The sequence below is a fragment of the Streptomyces sp. CB01580 genome (assembly GCF_001905795.1).
In the GTDB taxonomy this organism is placed as follows: Bacteria; Actinomycetota; Actinomycetes; order Streptomycetales; family Streptomycetaceae; genus Streptomyces.
The window spans coordinates 338738-353658 of the sequence record NZ_LIXJ01000003.1; the positions used below are offsets into that span (position 1 = coordinate 338738).

The following is a 14921-nucleotide window of genomic DNA, read 5'->3' on the forward strand; positions in this document are numbered from 1 at the left end:
CGAGGTGTGAACTGTCGCCCGCTCCGCCTATCGTGCACGGGGGGCATGGCGCATGCGAGCCGCGCCCACGGCAGGCCGAGGAGGTCCGGGGTGGAGCAGGTCAGAGCGCGTGGGCAGGCGCGTCCGCCGTCCGTGCCCGCGTCCGTCTCCGTGCCCGCGCGGGTGCCCGGGCAGGCGCGCGGCGAGCAGCCGCGCCCCGACCGCGTGCCGGACCAGGCGCGCGGCGAGCACACCCATGCCGAGCCGGCCCGGTCGCCCGCATCGTCCGTCCCGCCCGCTCCGTCCGTCCCGGCCGCCGCGCCGCCCCCGCGTCCGGCGGTGCGGCGCCACTCGGTGCGCGGCCAGGTGCTGGAGGCGCTGCGGGCCGCCCTGGCCGACGGTCAGCTGGTGCCGGGGGAGGTGTACTCCGCCCCGGCCCTCGGCGCCCGCTTCGGGGTCTCCGCGACCCCGGTGCGCGAGGCGATGCAGCGACTGGCCGTCGAGGGCGCCGTCGAGGTCGTGCCGAACCGCGGCTTCCGGGTGTCGCTGCGCGGTCCGCGCGAGCTCGCGCAACTGGCCGAGGTGCGGGCCCTGATCGAGGTCCCCGTCGTGCTGCGGCTGGCCCGGACCGTCCCGCCCGCCCGCTGGCGCACCCTGCGCCCGCTCGCCGAGGCCACCGCGACCGCCGCCGCCGTGGGGGACCTGGCGGGCTATGCCGAGTCCGACCGGGCGTTCCACGGCGCGATCCTCGCGCTCTGCGACAACGAACAACTGGTGATGGTCGCCGACGACCTGCACCGCCGTGCCCAGTGGCCGGCCGCGAACAACCCCGCCACCCGTCGTGCCGACCTTCTCGCCGACGCCGCCGAGCACGCCGCGCTGCTCGACGCGCTCATCGCCCAGGACCTCACCGCCGTGCAGTCGCTGGTGCGCGAGCACTTCACCGGAGCCGCGGGCTGAGCCGGGTACGGATGCGCACCGCCCCGGCCCGCACGGGCCGAGCCGGTGCGGACCCGAACCGTCCCGGCCCGTACGCCGCGCCCCGGGGCCCGGTGGGGCTGCCCGGGGCGGTCCGCACGTGGACGGTGCCGCGCTGCTCAGTTCGCCCCGGCGGTTCTCGGGGACGGCGGGTCCAGATGCGGGGCCAGCCATGTCGGTACGCCCCCGAGCAACCGGAACAGTCGGCCGGCCTCGGCGCGCAGCCGGGTCGCCGTCTCCGGCTCGGGCTCGGCGTCGGCGAGGGCGATGAGGGCCGGAGCCGTACCGATCAGGTAGCCCAACTCCTCCCGCAGCCGCAGGGACTCGGCGAAGCCGTGTCGCGCCTCCGCCGTCTCGCCCTCCCGCAGGGCGAGCAGGGCGAGATGGCGCCAGGTGGAGGAGAGCAGTAACGCGTCGTCCTGCGCGAGGGCACCGGCGTGGGCCCTGCGGTACGCGGCACGCGCCGCCTGGGGCGAGTCGGCGATGTTGTGGGCGATCAGGCCGCGGCGGAAGTCCAGCAGCGGACGGCCCGGCGCGGTCGGGGAGAGGAGCGCGGCGGCGCGACTCAGGGCGACACTGGCCTCGTCCGCCCGGTCCCGCACCCCCAGGAGCGTCGACGCGTACGCCAGGTGGCCGCGTTCGCAGGCGGCGGCGCCGCGCTCGGCGTCGTCGTGGGCGAGCGCCTCCGCGGTGCGCAGGGCGTCCTCGGCGTCGGTCCAGCCCTGCCCGGTGTACAGGCAGCGCTCGGTCAGCAGCGCGGTCCGCTGGAGCGCCGAGGCCGGGTCGGTGGCGGCGTCGTGTTCGAGCAGTGCGGCGGCGTCCGTCCAGCAGGCGCGTGACCGCAGCCGCCATACCGCGGTCTGGAGCGGCGGATCGTCATCTGCTGTCGTGCCGGAACCAGACATGGCGGTATGCGCCACATTGCCCTCCCCTAGCGCGCCATCGAGCAGTTGAGTCTGGGCGGCATCTCAGCACGGATGGGCACGCCGGGCCAAGAGGTCGTCGCGATGTCAGGTGAAAGATTTCACAAACCACCGCATCGGCCGACGGGCCCGGCAGGGGGCGGGAATCAGCTCATACGCAGGGCGAGGAAGAAGTCGAGCTTGTCCTCCAGGCGCGAGAGGTCACGCCCCGTCAACTGCTCGATTCGTCCGACCCGGTAGCGCAGTGTGTTGACGTGGAGGTGGAGCCGGGAGGCGCAGCGGGTCCAGGAACCGTCGCAGTCCAGGAACGCCTCCAGCGTCGGGATCAGCTCCGCGCGGTGGCGCCGGTCGTAGTCGCGCAACGGGTCGAGCAACCGTGCGGTGAAGGCGCGGCGCACGTCGTCCGGGACGAACGGCAGCAGCAGCACGTGCGAGGCCAGTTCGTGGTGCCCGGCGGCGCAGACCCGGCCCGGACGGGCCGCCGCCACCCGGCGCGCGTGCCGGGCCTCCTCCAGCGCCCCGCGCAGGCCCTCGGGCGAGTGGACGGCCGCGCTGACACCGAGGGTGAGCCGGCCGTCGTCGGCCAGGCCCGCGGAGAGGGGTTCGCGCACGGCAGCGAGCAGCACCTCGGCGTGCAGCGAGACGTCCTCGCCGACGGGCTCCGGGCCGCCGCCCGCGCCCTGGGCGGGCCCGGACGGGGCGGGCAGGGGCACGAGGGCCACCGCCTCGTCGCCCGTGTCGGCGACGGCCGTCCGGTCGGCGGACTCGGCGCCGGTGACCGCGGGGTCGACCAGGATCTCCTCCAGCAGCGCCTGGGCGGTCGCGCCGCCCGTGACGGCGGTGCCGGTTCCGGGGCCCGCCGAGGTGCCGCCTCCCGCGCCGTCCCATTCGACCCGCGCCACCACGACCTGCCAGCGAGGTGCCGCCCCCAGACCCGGCAGCAGCACCGGGGCGGCGACCCGCAGCCGGGCGGCGATCTCGGCGGGCGGTGCCCCCGTCTGGACCAGCTCCACGACTTCCTGGGCGAGCCTGCGGCGTACCGTACGGGCCGCGTCGCGCCGGTCCCGTTCGACCGCGATCAGCTGGGTGACGCCCTGGAGCAGGTCCAGTCGGGCCGCGGGCCAGTCGCCCGGCTCCGCCTCGACCGCGAGCAGCCAGTCCGACAGCACCGAGGCGCGCACGTCCCCGCGGACCCCGGCCGCGCCCCGTCCGGTGTTCCGGATCGGGAAGAGGGCGTACGCGGTGCCGTCGACCACGGCCCGGTACGGGGCCCGCCGGCCGCCGCGGGCGGCGGCCATGTGGTGCCCGGCGAGCGCCGCGCCGACCGGCGCCGGCAGCGGGTCGCCACCGGCGCCCGCGATCTGCCGCCCGGTGGGGGAGAGCACCCAGGCACGCAGGTCGAGGTCGGAACCGAGCAGATCGAGGACCACGTCCGGGCCGCCGCCCGCCGGACCCGAGGTCATCAGCCTGCGGTGCCGCTCCACGACCGCGGCGAGATCGCCCGCACGCTCGCCCGACACCTGGCGCACCACGTGCTCGGTGATCGTCGCGAACGCGACGGTCTCGTGGACGGCGAAGAGCGGCAGACGGTGCCGGGCGCAGGCGTCGACCAGATCGCCGGGGACGGCCCCCAGCTCCGCCTCGCCCGCCGCGAGTCCGGCGACCCCGGAGCCCACCAGGATGCGTACGAACGGCTCCGAGTCCTCCGCGTCGCGACGCCAGGCCAGCCCCGTCAGGACCAGCTCGCCGCCCGACAGATAGCGGCTGGGGTCGCGCAGGTCCGTGGTCATCACACCGCGTACGGGCCGGTCCAGCTCGTCCTCGCCGCCGAGCAGTCGCAGGCCCAGCGCGTCGGTCTCCAGCAGTGCGCGCAGCCGCATCTCGTCGCCGCCGATCTCTTTCGTTGGTGAGGGTGAATTCCGGGTGAAACGGTGAGACCACCGATCCCCGCCATTCGTTCGAATCTACAAGACGACAGGAACGACCGGCCAACGCCTTCATGGTTTCGGTGACTGCACCGGGTGGAGCACCGCTTGTGTACTGGGGCCCGTGCCGCGATAACCACACAGGGACGATCCGACGAGGACCGGCTGCCCCGCCCCGCGTCCGGGCCGTCGGCCTCCGGCCCCGGCTTCCGCCCCCGGCTCCCCGCCCGGCGGACGACGACCCCGATCGAGGAGAGAGCCGCCCATGGACTTCCTTCGCCCCGCCGACTGGGAGGAGGCGCTCGCCGCCAAGGCCGCGCACCCGACGGCCGTGCCCATCGCGGGCGGTACCGATGTGATGGTCGAGATCAACTTCGACCACCGGCGCCCCGAACACCTCATGGACCTGAACCGCGTCGATGAGCTGTCCGAGTGGGAAGTGGGCGAGGAGACCGTACGGCTCGGCGCGTCCGTGCCGTACAGCCGGATCATGGAGCACCTGCGCGACGAGCTGCCGGGCCTGGCACTCGCCGCGCACACCGTCGCCTCCCCGCAGATCCGCAACCGCGGCGGCGTCGGCGGCAACCTGGGCACCGCCTCGCCCGCCGGGGACGCCCATCCGGCGCTGCTCGCCGCGGGCGCCGAGGTGGAGGCCGCGTCCGTGCGCGGGACCAGGATGATCCCGATCGACGCCTTCTACACCGGTGTCAAGCGCAACGCCCTCGCCCCGGACGAGCTGATCCGGGCCGTGCACGTCAAAAGGGCCGACGGGCCGCAGCAGTACTCCAAGGTCGGCACCCGCAATGCCATGGTCATCGCGGTCTGCGCCTTCGGGCTGGCCCTGCACCCCGGGACCCGCACGGTCCGCACCGGCATCGGCTCGGCCGCACCCACGCCCGTCCGGGCGAAGGCGGCCGAGGAGTTCCTGAACGCCGCGCTCGACGAGGGCGGGTTCTGGGACAGCCGCACGCCCCTCACCCCGTCCCTCGTCCGGCGTTTCGCGGACCTCGCCGCCGGCGCCTGCAACCCGATCGACGACGTGCGGGGCACCGCGCGCTACCGCAGACACGCGGTCGGGGTCATGGCCCGCCGCACCCTCGGCTGGACCTGGGACTCGTACCGCGGCGACGGCCGCAGCAGCGAAGGAGCCGCCTGATCATGCGTGTCGGATTCACCGTCAACGGCCGCCGCCACGAGGCGGACGACGTCTGGGAGGGCGAGTCCCTGCTCCACGTGCTGCGGGAGCGGATGGGCCTGCCCGGTTCGAAGAACGCCTGCGAACAAGGCGAATGCGGGTCGTGCACGGTACGCCTGGACGGGGTGCCGGTCTGCTCCTGCCTGGTCGCGGCGGGGCAGGCCGAGGGACGCGAGATCGTCACCGTGGAGGGCCTCGCCGACCTCTCCGCCCGGCGTTCCCGGGCGTCCGTCGACGGCGAAGGCACCTCGCCCGACGAGATCCGACGGACGCCCGGACCGGCCGGGCAGGAGCCCCGGGACGGCGGCGAACTCGCCCCGATCCAAAAGGCGTTCATCGACGCCGGAGCCGTCCAGTGCGGCTTCTGCACCCCCGGCCTGCTGGTCGCCGCCGACGCGCTGCTCGAACGCAGCCCCCGGCCGTCCGACGCGGACATCCGCGAGGCGCTCTCCGGGAACCTCTGCCGTTGCACCGGTTACGAGAAGATCATGGACGCGGTCCGCCTCGCGGCCGCCCGCGCGGAAGGGGCGGTCTGACGATGGGCGTCACCGGCGATCCCACCGGCATCGACCAGGGCACCCGTACCCGGGGCGGCATCGGCGAGTCCGCGCCGCGCCCCGACGGCGTCCTGAAGGTCACCGGGGAGTTCGCGTACTCCTCCGACATGTGGCACGAGGACATGCTCTGGGGCCACACCCTGCGTTCCACGCCCGCGCACGCCGAGATCGTCTCCATCGACATCGCGGAGGCGCTCGCCACACCCGGCGTCCACGCCGTGCTCACCCACGACGACCTGCCCGCCGCCGTCAAGAACTACGGACTGGAGATCCAGGACACCCCGGTCCTGGCCCGCGGCAAGGTCCGCCACCACGGCGAACCCGTGGCCCTCGTCGCCGCCGACCACCCCGAGACGGCCCGCCGCGCCGCCGCGAGGATCAGGATCGACTACCGCGAACTGCCCGTCGTCACCGACGAGGCGTCCGCGCTCGCCCCCGGCGCCCCGCTCGTCCACGAGCACCGCACCGACCACCACGCCGGACACGTACCGCACCCCAACATCGTCCACCGCCAGCCCGTCGTGCGCGGCGACGCGGAGGCGGCGGCGGCCCGGGCCGACGTCGTGGTCGGCGGGGAGTACGTCTTCGGCATGCAGGACCAGGCGTTCCTCGGGCCCGAGTCCGGGCTGGCCGTGCCCGCCGAGGACGGCGGTGTCGACCTCTACGTCGCCACCCAGTGGCTCCACGCCGACCGGCGCCAGATCGCCCCCGTCCTCGGTCTGCCCGAGGACAAGGTCCGCATGACGCTCTCCGGCGTCGGCGGCGCCTTCGGTGGACGCGAGGACCTGTCGATGCAGATCCACGCCTGCCTCCTCGCCCTGCGCACCGGCAGGCCCGTCAAGATGGTCTACAACCGCTTCGAGTCCTTCTTCGGACACGTCCACCGGCACCCCGCCAGGCTCCGTTACGAGCACGGGGCCACCCGCGACGGCCGGCTGACCCATGTGAAGTGCCGCATCGTGCTGGACGGCGGGGCCTACGCCTCCTCCTCCCCGGCGGTCGTCGGCAACGCCGCCTCGCTCGGCGTCGGCCCGTACGTCGTCGACGACGTCGACATCGAGGCGGTCGCGCTCTACACCAACAACCCGCCGTGCGGGGCCATGCGCGGCTTCGGCGCCGTCCAGGCGTGCTTCGCCTACGAGGCCCAGATGGACAAGCTGGCCGCCGAACTCGGCATGGACCCGGTCGAGTTCCGGCGGATCAACGCCATGGAACAGGGCAGTGTCCTGTCCACCGGCCAGATCGTCGACTCGCCCGCCCCCGTCGCCGAACTGCTGCGCCGCGTCAAGGCCAGAGCGCTGCCGCCCGAGCGCCAGTGGGAGACGGCGGGCGAGCGGCCCGACGTACGGGCCCTGCCCGGCGGACTGTCCAACACCACCCACGGCGAAGGCGTCGTACGTGGGGTCGGCTACGCGGTCGGCATCAAGAACGTCGGCTTCTCCGAGGGCTTCGACGACTACTCCACCGCCCGGGTCCGTATCGAGGCCGTCGGCGGCGAACCCGTCGCGGTCGTGCACACCGCCATGGCGGAGGTCGGCCAGGGCGGCGTCACTGTCCACGCCCAGATCGCCCGCACCGAACTCGGCGTCGCCCGGGTCACCGTCCAGCCCGCCGACACCCGGGTCGGCTCGGCGGGTTCCACGTCCGCGTCCCGGCAGACGTACGTCACCGGGGGCGCCGTGAAACACGCCTGCGAGGCCGTCCGCGAGAAGGTCCTGGAGCTGGGCCGCCGCAGGTTCGGCCCGTACCACCCCGCCTGGGCCACCGCCGAACTGCTCCTGGAGGACGGCAAGGTCGTCACCGACGGCGGCGAGGTGCTGGCCGCCCTGGCGGACGTGCTGGAGGGCGAGAGCGTCGAGGCCGAACTGGAGTGGCGCCACCGGCCCACCGAACCCTTCGACCTGCGCACCGGACAGGGCAACGGGCACGTCCAGTACTCCTTCGCCGCCCACCGCGCGGTCGTCGAGGTCGACACCGAACTCGGCCTGGTCAAGGTCGTCGAACTGGCCTGCGCCCAGGACGTCGGCAAGGCCCTCAACCCGCTGTCCGTCGAAGGACAGATCCAGGGCGGCACCACCCAGGGCCTGGGCATCGCGGTCATGGAGGAGATCGTCGTCGACCCCGTGACCGCGAAGGTGCGCAACCCGTCTTTCACGGACTACCTGATCCCCACCATCCTCGACACCCCGGCCATCCCCGTCGACGTGCTCGAACTCGCCGACGACCACGCCCCGTACGGGCTGCGCGGCGTCGGCGAGGCCCCCACCCTGTCGTCGACCCCGGCCGTCCTCGCGGCGATCCGGAACGCGACGGGCCTGGAGCTCAACCGGACGCCGGTGCGCCCCGAACACCTCACGGGCACCTGAGAGCCCGTCGGGCGACCCCCGACCGGGCGGCCATGCCCCGGTACGCACCCTTCCGGCGCCGCGGAACCGCACGCACCATGCCGCGTCCGGTCTCCGGCGGAGGCCGCCCGACAGGCCCTGGGCCACTGCGGGCCCGGGGCGGGGCGGGGCGCGGGCCCGGTTCCGCCGCGGGGGCGGGGGCCGGAGTGTTCCCGTGTACTTCGAGCCCGGCCCGGACGAGAGTTGTCCCGGTGCCCGCGGCGCGGGCCTACGCTTCCCCGGCCCGCCGCGACACCGCCGCCGAGCGTCCTTCGAACTCCCGCGGCTCCTTCGTCCGCCCCGCAGCCAAGGAGAAACGCCATGCTGGACATCGCCGAGGAACTGAGCCGGTGGGCCGGTCAGGGACGCGACTTCGCCGTCGCCACCGTCGTCGAGGTCGGCGGGAGCGCACCCCGCATGCCGGGCGCAGCCCTGGCCGTCGACCGCGACGGCACGGCCATCGGGTCGGTCTCCGGCGGGTGCGTGGAGGGCGCGGTCTACGAACTGTGCGAGCGGGCGCTGGACGACGGCACGACCGTCCGCGAACGCTTCGGCTACAGCGACGACGAGGCCTTCGCGGTCGGGCTGACCTGCGGCGGCGTCATCGACGTCCTGGTGACCCCGGTCCGCGCGGACGATCCCGCGCGGGCGGTGTTCGCCGCCGCGCTCGACGCCGCCGCGCGGGGGGAGGCGGCGGCCGTGGCCCGGATCGCCGACGGCCCCGCGCAGCTCCTCGGCCGCCCCCTGCTCGTGCGTCCCGACGGTTCGTACGAGGGCGGACTCGGTGGGCACCCGGAACTGGACCGCACGGCGGCGGCCGAGGCCCGCGCCATGCTGGACACCGGACGCACCGGCCCCCTCACCATCGGCGCCGAGGGATCGCGCTGCGGGCAACCGCTCACCGTGCTCGTCGAGTCGAGCGTCCCGCCGCCCCGGTTGATCGTCTTCGGTGCCGTCGACTTCGCCGCGGCGCTGGTACGGGCGGGCAAGTTCCTCGGGTACCACGTCACCGTCTGCGACGCCCGTCCCGTCTTCACCACGCGCGCCCGGTTCCCGGACGCCGACGAACTGGTCGTCGACTGGCCGCACCGCTACCTCGCGGCGACCGGCGTCGACGCGCGCACGGTGCTGTGCGTCCTCACCCACGACCCGAAGTTCGACGTCCCGCTGCTCGAACGGGCGCTGCGGCTGCCGGTGGCGTACGTCGGGGCGATGGGCTCGCGCCGCACGCACAGGGAACGCAACGAACGGCTGCGCGCGGTCGGTGTCACGGAGGGAGAACTGGCCAGGCTGCGTTCCCCGATCGGCCTCGACCTCGGTGCCCGTACCCCCGAGGAGACCGCGCTGTCGATCGCCGCCGAGATCGTCGCCGTCCTGCGCGGCGGCAGCGGCGTACCGCTCCGGGGCGCGCACACGCCGATCCACCACGAGGAAGGCCCGCCGCCGTCCGACGTGATCACCTCCGTGACCTGAACCATTGCCCCGATCCCGGTGGACGACGTCTGCATTCCGGACAGCTCGGGGTGATCGCGGGCGGTTTGCCGCCACGGCGGCTTCACGCCACGTCCGAACGCAGCCACGGCCGCGCCTTTGGCTATTGGATCTGCGGCATGACGAACACACCCTCATCCGCCGTCGGGTCCCCCGGCCGCTCCCGCGGGACGAGACTCGTCCGTACGGGCCGCAGGGCCCTGCTCATAGCCACCTCGGTGGCCCTGGTGGGCGGCGCGCTGCTCCCCGCGGCGGGCTCCGCCACCGCCGCCACCCAGGACGGTCCGGCGCCCGCCGGCCGTCGGACCGCCACCCCCGTCAAGGAGTACGACATCACCCTGGTCACGGGGGACGTCGTGCACTACACGGACGGGCCCGGCAAGCAGGACACCGTCACCGTGGAGCGCCCCGACGGCGCGTTCGGTGGAGGACGAGCCCGGTTCCTGGACGGCCCGGTTCAAGGCCCCGAAGAAGACCGGCGCGTTCGTCTCGCTGAAGGCGCACGCGGAGGCGGCCGACGGACTCGGCGTCGACCAGGAGATCATTCGGGCATTCGGCCTGAAGTGACCTGTCGAGCCGCTCTCCTGCGGTGGCCCCGCACCCTCTCCGGAGGGCGCGGGGCCACCGCTCTTCACCCTCCCTCGATGGCCAAAATTTGTCTGCTTTGCCCGTACATGGTGGGCGATAAGGAGAGAAAGGGACTTATCGCGGTGCGGATCGAGTTGCCACGGCGACATCGGTGGGCTTATAAGAAGAGCGTGGCGGAAGCGATTCCGGGAATTCCGGGGACTGTCCGCCGCGGAGGTTTCCCATGTTTCTCACTCCGTCCGACACGGAGAAATTGCTGCTGAGCGTCGCCGGAATGGTCGCTCGTGACCGCCGGGAACGCGGCGTGCTGCTCAATTACCCGGAGGCCGTCGCGCTGCTCTCCTGCTGGGCCGTGGAAAGGGCCCGCGAAGGTGCCCTCGTCAGCGATCTGATGACCGAGGGCCGGAACGTGCTCACCCGTTTCGACGTGCTCGAAGGAGTCCCCGAGATGCTTCACGACGTCCAGGTCGAGGCGACCTTCCCGGACGGGCGCAAGCTCGTCACGATCACCTCGCCGATCCCGTGATCCCCGGTGAGATCCGGACCGGATCCGGCGTACTGGAAATCAATGGCACGCGTACTCGGATTCAGCTGGCCGTGGTGAACGAGGGTGACCGCCCTATTCAGGTGGGATCGCATCTGCATTTCCCCGACGCGAATCCCGCGCTTTCCTTCGACCGGACCCTGGCCGAAGGATTTCGGCTCGATATTCCCTCCGGTACTTCCCTGCGTTTCGAACCCGGAGTCGGCGCCGAGGTCTCCCTCGTCGAACTCGGCGGCCGCCGGGAGGTGCCCGGCATCGTCGTGCCCGGCACCCGCAGCGCACGAACGGACGACATCTGACATGGCACAACTGACCCGCGCCGCGTACGCGTCGCTCTACGGGCCCACCACCGGCGACCGCGTCCGCCTCGCCGACACCGACCTCTGGATCGAGGTCGAGGAGGACCGCTGCTTCGGCGGCGACGAGTCCGTGTTCGGCGGTGGCAAGTCGATCCGCGAATCCATGGGCCAGTCCACCGCCTCGCGCGCCGACGGCGCACTCGACCTCGTCATCACCAACGTCGTCGTCCTGGACCACTGGGGCGTCGTCAAGACCGACGTCGGCGTACGGGACGGCCGGATCGTGGCCCTCGGGCGCTCCGGCAACCCCGACGTCAGTGACGGCGTCCACCCCGACCTGGTGATCGGACCCGGCACCGACGTGGTCTCCGGCGAGGGGCGCATCCTCACCGCCGGAGCCGTCGACACGCACGTCCACTTCCTGATGCCCGGCGCCCTGCACGAGGCCCTGGCCACCGGCACCACCACCGTCATCGGCGGTGGCACCGGTGCCACCGAGGGCTCCAAGGCCACCACCGTCACCCCCGGCGCGTGGAATCTCGCGATGATGCACCGCTCCCTGGACCGCGTCCCGCTCAACGTCATGCTGTTCGGCAAGGGATCGACCGTCGGTGCGGACGGCCTGCGCGAGGCGGCGCTCGGCGGCGCCGGTGGCTACAAGGTCCACGAGGACTGGGGTGCCACTCCCGCCGCCATCGACGCGGCGCTGAAGGCGGCCGACACCTACGGACTCCAGGTCGCCCTGCACGCCGACAGCCTCAACGAAGTCGGCTACGTCGAGGCCACCCTCGACGCCATCGCCGGGCGCGGCATCCACGTCTTCCACGCCGAGGGCGCCGGGGGCGGCCACGCTCCCGACATCATCACCGTCGCCTCCCACCCCCACATCCTCCCGGCGTCCACCAACCCGACGCTCCCGCACACCGTCAACACCGTCGCGGAACACCTCGACATGCTGATGGTCTGCCACCACCTCAATCCACGCGTCCCCGAGGACCTCGCCTTCGCCGAGTCCCGCATCCGCGCCACCACCATCGCCGCCGAGGACGTCCTGCACGACATCGGCGCCCTCTCCATCACCTCCTCCGACGCCCAGGCCATGGGCCGCATCGGCGAGGTGATCTGCCGCACCTGGCAGGTCGCCCACACCATGAAGCAGCGCTTCGGCGACCGCGGCGGCGAACTCCCCGCCGACAACGAACGCGCTCGCCGCTATGTCGCCAAATACACCATCTGCCCCGCCGTCGCCCACGGCGTCGATCACGTCGTCGGCTCCGTCGAACCCGGCAAGCTCGCCGACCTGGTGCTCTGGGACCCCGCCTTCTTCGGCATCCGTCCCGCCGCCGTGATCAAGGGCGGCATGGTGGTGTACGCGCCCCTCGGCGACGCCAACGCCGCCATTCCCACCACCCAGCCCGTGCTGCTGCGCCCCACCGCCGCCGCCGACGCCGCCCCGTACCTCTCCGTCAACTTCGTCGCACCGGCGGCCCTGGAGGACGGTCTCGCCGAACGCCTCGGCCTGGAACGGGAACTGGTCGCCGTGCGGCCCACCCGCCACCTCACCAAGGCGGACCTGCCGAACAACACGGCGCTCCCCGACATCGACGTCGACCCGGAGACCTTCGCCATCCGGATCGACGGGGAGCTCGTCGAACCCTCACCCGTCACCGAACTGCCGCTGGCCCAGCGGTACTCCCTGTTCTGATGGCGGGCCTCGCCGCACTGCTGCTCGGCGACGGACGGCTCCCGGTCGGCGCGTACACCTACAGCGCCGGGCTGGAACCGGCCGTCGCCTCCGGCCTCACCCGCGACGCCGTCCCCGCCCTGCTGCGGGCCCGGCTGAGCACGGCGGCGGTCACCGAGGCGGCCGCCGCCGTCCTCGCCCTGCGCGCCGCGGGGCAGGAGACGGTGGACTACGGACCGGTGCAGCGGGCCCTGGCCGCCCGCACCCCCGCCGCACCGCTGCGCGAGGCGTCGGCGACCCTGGGCCGCGGGGTGCACCGCCTGGCCCGGCGGCTCGCCCCGGACCACCCCGCGGTCACCGCGCTGTCCGCGCTCAGCCCCCGCCCGCTGCGGCCGGTGGCGCTCGGCGCCCTCGGGGCCGTCATGAAGGTGACCGAGGAGGAGCTCGCGCACGGCGTCGTCTACGACGAACTCCAGGCCATCACCTCGGCGGCGCTCAAGCTGCTGCCCGGCGACCCCCTCGACACGGTCGCCTGGATCCTCGACGCCGAGCCCGACGCCACGGCGGCGGTGCGCGAGGCCCTCGCCGTACGGGACCCGGCCGGGCTGCCCGCCCGTACGCCCCCGCTCACCGAACAGTGGGCACTCGAACACGCACGACGAGAACGGAGACTCTTCCTTGCCTGACCAGCACCCCCACCGGCACGACCACCACACCGACCACCACCGGCACGACGCGGACCGCGCCCGGCCGCGCGCCCTGCGGATCGGCGTCGCGGGCCCGGTCGGCACCGGCAAGAGCTCGATCCTCGCCACCCTCTGCCGGGAACTGGCCGGCGAACTCCCCATGGCCGTCGTCACCAACGACATCTACACCGACGAGGACGCCCGATTCCTGCGCTCGGCCGGTGTCCTGCCGACGGAACGCATCCGCGCCGTCGAGACCGGCGCCTGCCCGCACACCGCGATCCGCGACGACATCAGCGCCAACCTCGACGCCGTCGAGGATCTGGAGGAGGCGTACGGGCCGCTCGACCTGGTGCTCGTCGAGAGCGGCGGCGACAATCTCACCGCCACCTTCAGCCCGGCCCTCGCCGATGCCCAGCTGTTCTGCATCGACGTCGCGGGCGGCGGCGACGTCGCACGCAAGGGCGGACCCGGCATCACCGGCGCCGACCTGCTGATCGTCAACAAGACCGACCTGGCGCCCCACGTCGAGGTCGACGTGGACACCATGGTCGCCGACGCCCGCGCCGCCCGCGACGGCCTGCCGGTGCTCGCGCTCTCCAGGCACGACCGGGCGTCGACCGCCGAACTCGCCGACTGGGTAAGGTCGGTGCTCGACCGTCACCGCGTCGGCACCCTCGTCCCCACCGACCCGGGACCGATGGCACCCCACAGCCACAGCCACGACTCGTGACCACGAGCACGGCAGCTCGCGCCGAACCGGCCGACCCCACCGTCCTCGCCGTGGAGCGCGAAGGCACGGGCCGCCACCTCGTACGCGAACTGCGCCCCGGCGCCTTCCTGGCCCCGCGCCCCCTGCTGCCGGCCCCCGACCGGGTGCGGGTCGCCCTGGTCGGCACGCGGGCCGGGCTGCTCGCGGGCGACCGACTGGAACTGCGCGTCTCGGTCGGCCCCGGCGCCCGCCTGGAACTGGTCGAACCGTCCGGCCTGGTCGCGTACCACCACCGGGGCGGCTCGTCGAGCTGGCGGGCCCGGGTCGACATCGCCGAGGGCGGCGAACTGCGCTGGGACGCTCGGCCGTTCGTGGTCGGCGACGGTGCCCGGACGGAACGTTCCATGGACGTCGCGCTCGCCGCCGGGGCGCGGATGCTCTGGCGGGACACCCTGGTCCTGGGGCGCTCCGGCGAGCCCGGCGGCAGTGTACGGTCCACCACCCATGTCACCTGCGACGGCGAGGAACTGCTCGTCGAGGACCTGGATCTGACGGAGCGACGGGTACGCGAGCTGCCCGGCGTCCTGGGGCCGAACCGCGTCATCGGCTCGGTCACCGCCCTCGGCGCCCGCCCCGACGGCCCGCCGCATCCGTACCGCACGGACCTCGCGGGACCGGGAGCGCAGGTGCGGCTGCTGGACCCCGCGGCCCCCGCGATCGAGGCGGAACTCGCGGCCGTCTGGGAGGACTGGTGCCGTCGGGACTGGCGCCCTTACGACCTCGCTCACGATGGGCGGTGGGAGAAGGAGCGGTGTCCGGGGCCTTCGAATCCAAGGCGGAGGAGGGAGTCGGATGGGGTCTCCCCTGCTCGAAAGCAGCTGAGAGCTCGGGGAAGGAGCGTCGGCAACTGACGACAACGCCGGAGGCGGAGGTCCCGGACGCCGCGACGCCGCTGACCATCGTGGGCGAGGTCGTT

At 73.7% G+C, this 14921-nt stretch carries 14 protein-coding genes and 1 pseudogene; 12 read left to right on the forward strand and 3 right to left on the reverse strand.

What is annotated here, in order from left to right; translation table 11 throughout:
* Positions 1–90: 90 nt before the first annotated feature.
* A complete protein-coding gene (locus AMK22_RS06525; RefSeq protein WP_242433857.1) occupies positions 91–939 on the forward strand; it encodes a GntR family transcriptional regulator in 849 nt (282 codons plus the stop codon).
* A gap of 137 nt (positions 940–1076) precedes the next feature.
* On the opposite strand, the gene AMK22_RS06530 is transcribed toward AMK22_RS06525, so the two are convergent.
* Positions 1077–1862 (reverse strand): hypothetical protein, encoded by a 786-nt coding sequence (locus AMK22_RS06530; protein ID WP_073782261.1) that lies wholly within the window; start codon positions 1860–1862, stop codon positions 1077–1079.
* A gap of 164 nt (positions 1863–2026) precedes the next feature.
* Complete coding sequence (locus AMK22_RS06535) at positions 2027–3760, reverse strand: PucR family transcriptional regulator (protein ID WP_073782262.1); 1734 nt, start codon at positions 3758–3760, stop codon at positions 2027–2029.
* Positions 3761–4070: 310 nt separating this feature from the next.
* On the opposite strand from AMK22_RS06535, the gene AMK22_RS06540 reads away from it, so the two are divergent.
* The 4 genes from AMK22_RS06540 to AMK22_RS06555 all read left to right on the forward strand — a co-directional run bounded on the left by AMK22_RS06540 (position 4071) and on the right by AMK22_RS06555 (position 9414).
* The gene (locus AMK22_RS06540) at positions 4071–4961 is read left to right on the forward strand and encodes an FAD binding domain-containing protein (protein ID WP_073782263.1); all 891 of its coding nucleotides are present in this window, start codon (positions 4071–4073) and stop codon (positions 4959–4961) included.
* Positions 4962–4963: 2 nt separating this feature from the next.
* On the forward strand, positions 4964–5536 hold the full coding sequence (locus AMK22_RS06545) for a (2Fe-2S)-binding protein (RefSeq protein WP_073782264.1): 573 nt from the start codon (positions 4964–4966) through the stop codon (positions 5534–5536).
* 2 nt (positions 5537–5538) lie between these two features.
* Positions 5539–7923 (forward strand): xanthine dehydrogenase family protein molybdopterin-binding subunit, encoded by a 2385-nt coding sequence (locus AMK22_RS06550; protein ID WP_073782265.1) that lies wholly within the window; start codon positions 5539–5541, stop codon positions 7921–7923.
* 339 nt (positions 7924–8262) lie between these two features.
* Positions 8263–9414, forward strand: coding sequence for an XdhC family protein (locus AMK22_RS06555; protein WP_073782266.1), 1152 nt, complete (start codon positions 8263–8265; stop codon positions 9412–9414).
* 121 nt (positions 9415–9535) lie between these two features.
* Here AMK22_RS06555 and AMK22_RS39415 read toward each other — a convergent pair whose 3' ends face one another.
* A complete protein-coding gene (locus AMK22_RS39415; RefSeq protein ID WP_073782267.1) occupies positions 9536–9778 on the reverse strand; it encodes a hypothetical protein in 243 nt (80 codons plus the stop codon).
* 77 nt (positions 9779–9855) lie between these two features.
* On the opposite strand from AMK22_RS39415, the gene AMK22_RS39420 reads away from it, so the two are divergent.
* The 7 genes and pseudogenes from AMK22_RS39420 to AMK22_RS06590 form a co-directional block, all read left to right on the forward strand.
* On the forward strand, positions 9856–9999 hold the full coding sequence (locus AMK22_RS39420; protein WP_158072026.1) for a hypothetical protein: 144 nt from the start codon (positions 9856–9858) through the stop codon (positions 9997–9999).
* Positions 10000–10243: 244 nt separating this feature from the next.
* Positions 10244–10546 (forward strand): urease subunit gamma, encoded by a 303-nt coding sequence (locus AMK22_RS06565; protein ID WP_073782268.1) that lies wholly within the window; start codon positions 10244–10246, stop codon positions 10544–10546.
* Complete coding sequence (ureB, locus tag AMK22_RS06570) at positions 10543–10863, forward strand: urease subunit beta (RefSeq protein WP_073782269.1); 321 nt, start codon at positions 10543–10545, stop codon at positions 10861–10863. The genes AMK22_RS06565 and ureB overlap by 4 nt, the downstream gene beginning before the upstream one ends.
* A gap of 1 nt (position 10864) precedes the next feature.
* Positions 10865–12568: an urease subunit alpha gene (locus AMK22_RS06575; RefSeq protein ID WP_073782270.1), complete on the forward strand. Its 1704-nt coding sequence runs from the start codon at positions 10865–10867 to the stop codon at positions 12566–12568.
* On the forward strand, positions 12568–13233 hold the full coding sequence (locus AMK22_RS06580) for an urease accessory protein UreF (RefSeq protein WP_073782271.1): 666 nt from the start codon (positions 12568–12570) through the stop codon (positions 13231–13233). Before AMK22_RS06575 ends, AMK22_RS06580 begins: the two co-directional genes overlap by 1 nt.
* On the forward strand, positions 13226–13966 hold the full coding sequence (gene ureG, locus AMK22_RS06585) for an urease accessory protein UreG (RefSeq protein ID WP_073782272.1): 741 nt from the start codon (positions 13226–13228) through the stop codon (positions 13964–13966). Before AMK22_RS06580 ends, ureG begins: the two co-directional genes overlap by 8 nt.
* A pseudogene (locus tag AMK22_RS06590) lies at positions 13963–14697 on the forward strand (urease accessory protein UreD); the annotation flags it as partial. The gene ureG and the pseudogene AMK22_RS06590, both read left to right, overlap by 4 nt.
* Positions 14698–14921: the final 224 nt, after the last annotated feature.

Coding starts and splice junctions, on each gene's coding strand:
- AMK22_RS06535 (WP_073782262.1), bottom strand. CDS start 3,760: ATGCGGCTGCGCGCACTGCTGGAGACCGACGCGCTGGGCCTGCGACTG.
- AMK22_RS06530 (WP_073782261.1), bottom strand. CDS start 1,862: ATGTCTGGTTCCGGCACGACAGCAGATGACGATCCGCCGCTCCAGACC.
- AMK22_RS06540 (WP_073782263.1), top strand. CDS start 4,071: ATGGACTTCCTTCGCCCCGCCGACTGGGAGGAGGCGCTCGCCGCCAAG.
- AMK22_RS06565 (WP_073782268.1), top strand. CDS start 10,244: ATGTTTCTCACTCCGTCCGACACGGAGAAATTGCTGCTGAGCGTCGCC.
- AMK22_RS06575 (WP_073782270.1), top strand. CDS start 10,865: ATGGCACAACTGACCCGCGCCGCGTACGCGTCGCTCTACGGGCCCACC.
- AMK22_RS06545 (WP_073782264.1), top strand. CDS start 4,964: ATGCGTGTCGGATTCACCGTCAACGGCCGCCGCCACGAGGCGGACGAC.
- AMK22_RS06550 (WP_073782265.1), top strand. CDS start 5,539: ATGGGCGTCACCGGCGATCCCACCGGCATCGACCAGGGCACCCGTACC.
- AMK22_RS06555 (WP_073782266.1), top strand. CDS start 8,263: ATGCTGGACATCGCCGAGGAACTGAGCCGGTGGGCCGGTCAGGGACGC.
- AMK22_RS06580 (WP_073782271.1), top strand. CDS start 12,568: ATGGCGGGCCTCGCCGCACTGCTGCTCGGCGACGGACGGCTCCCGGTC.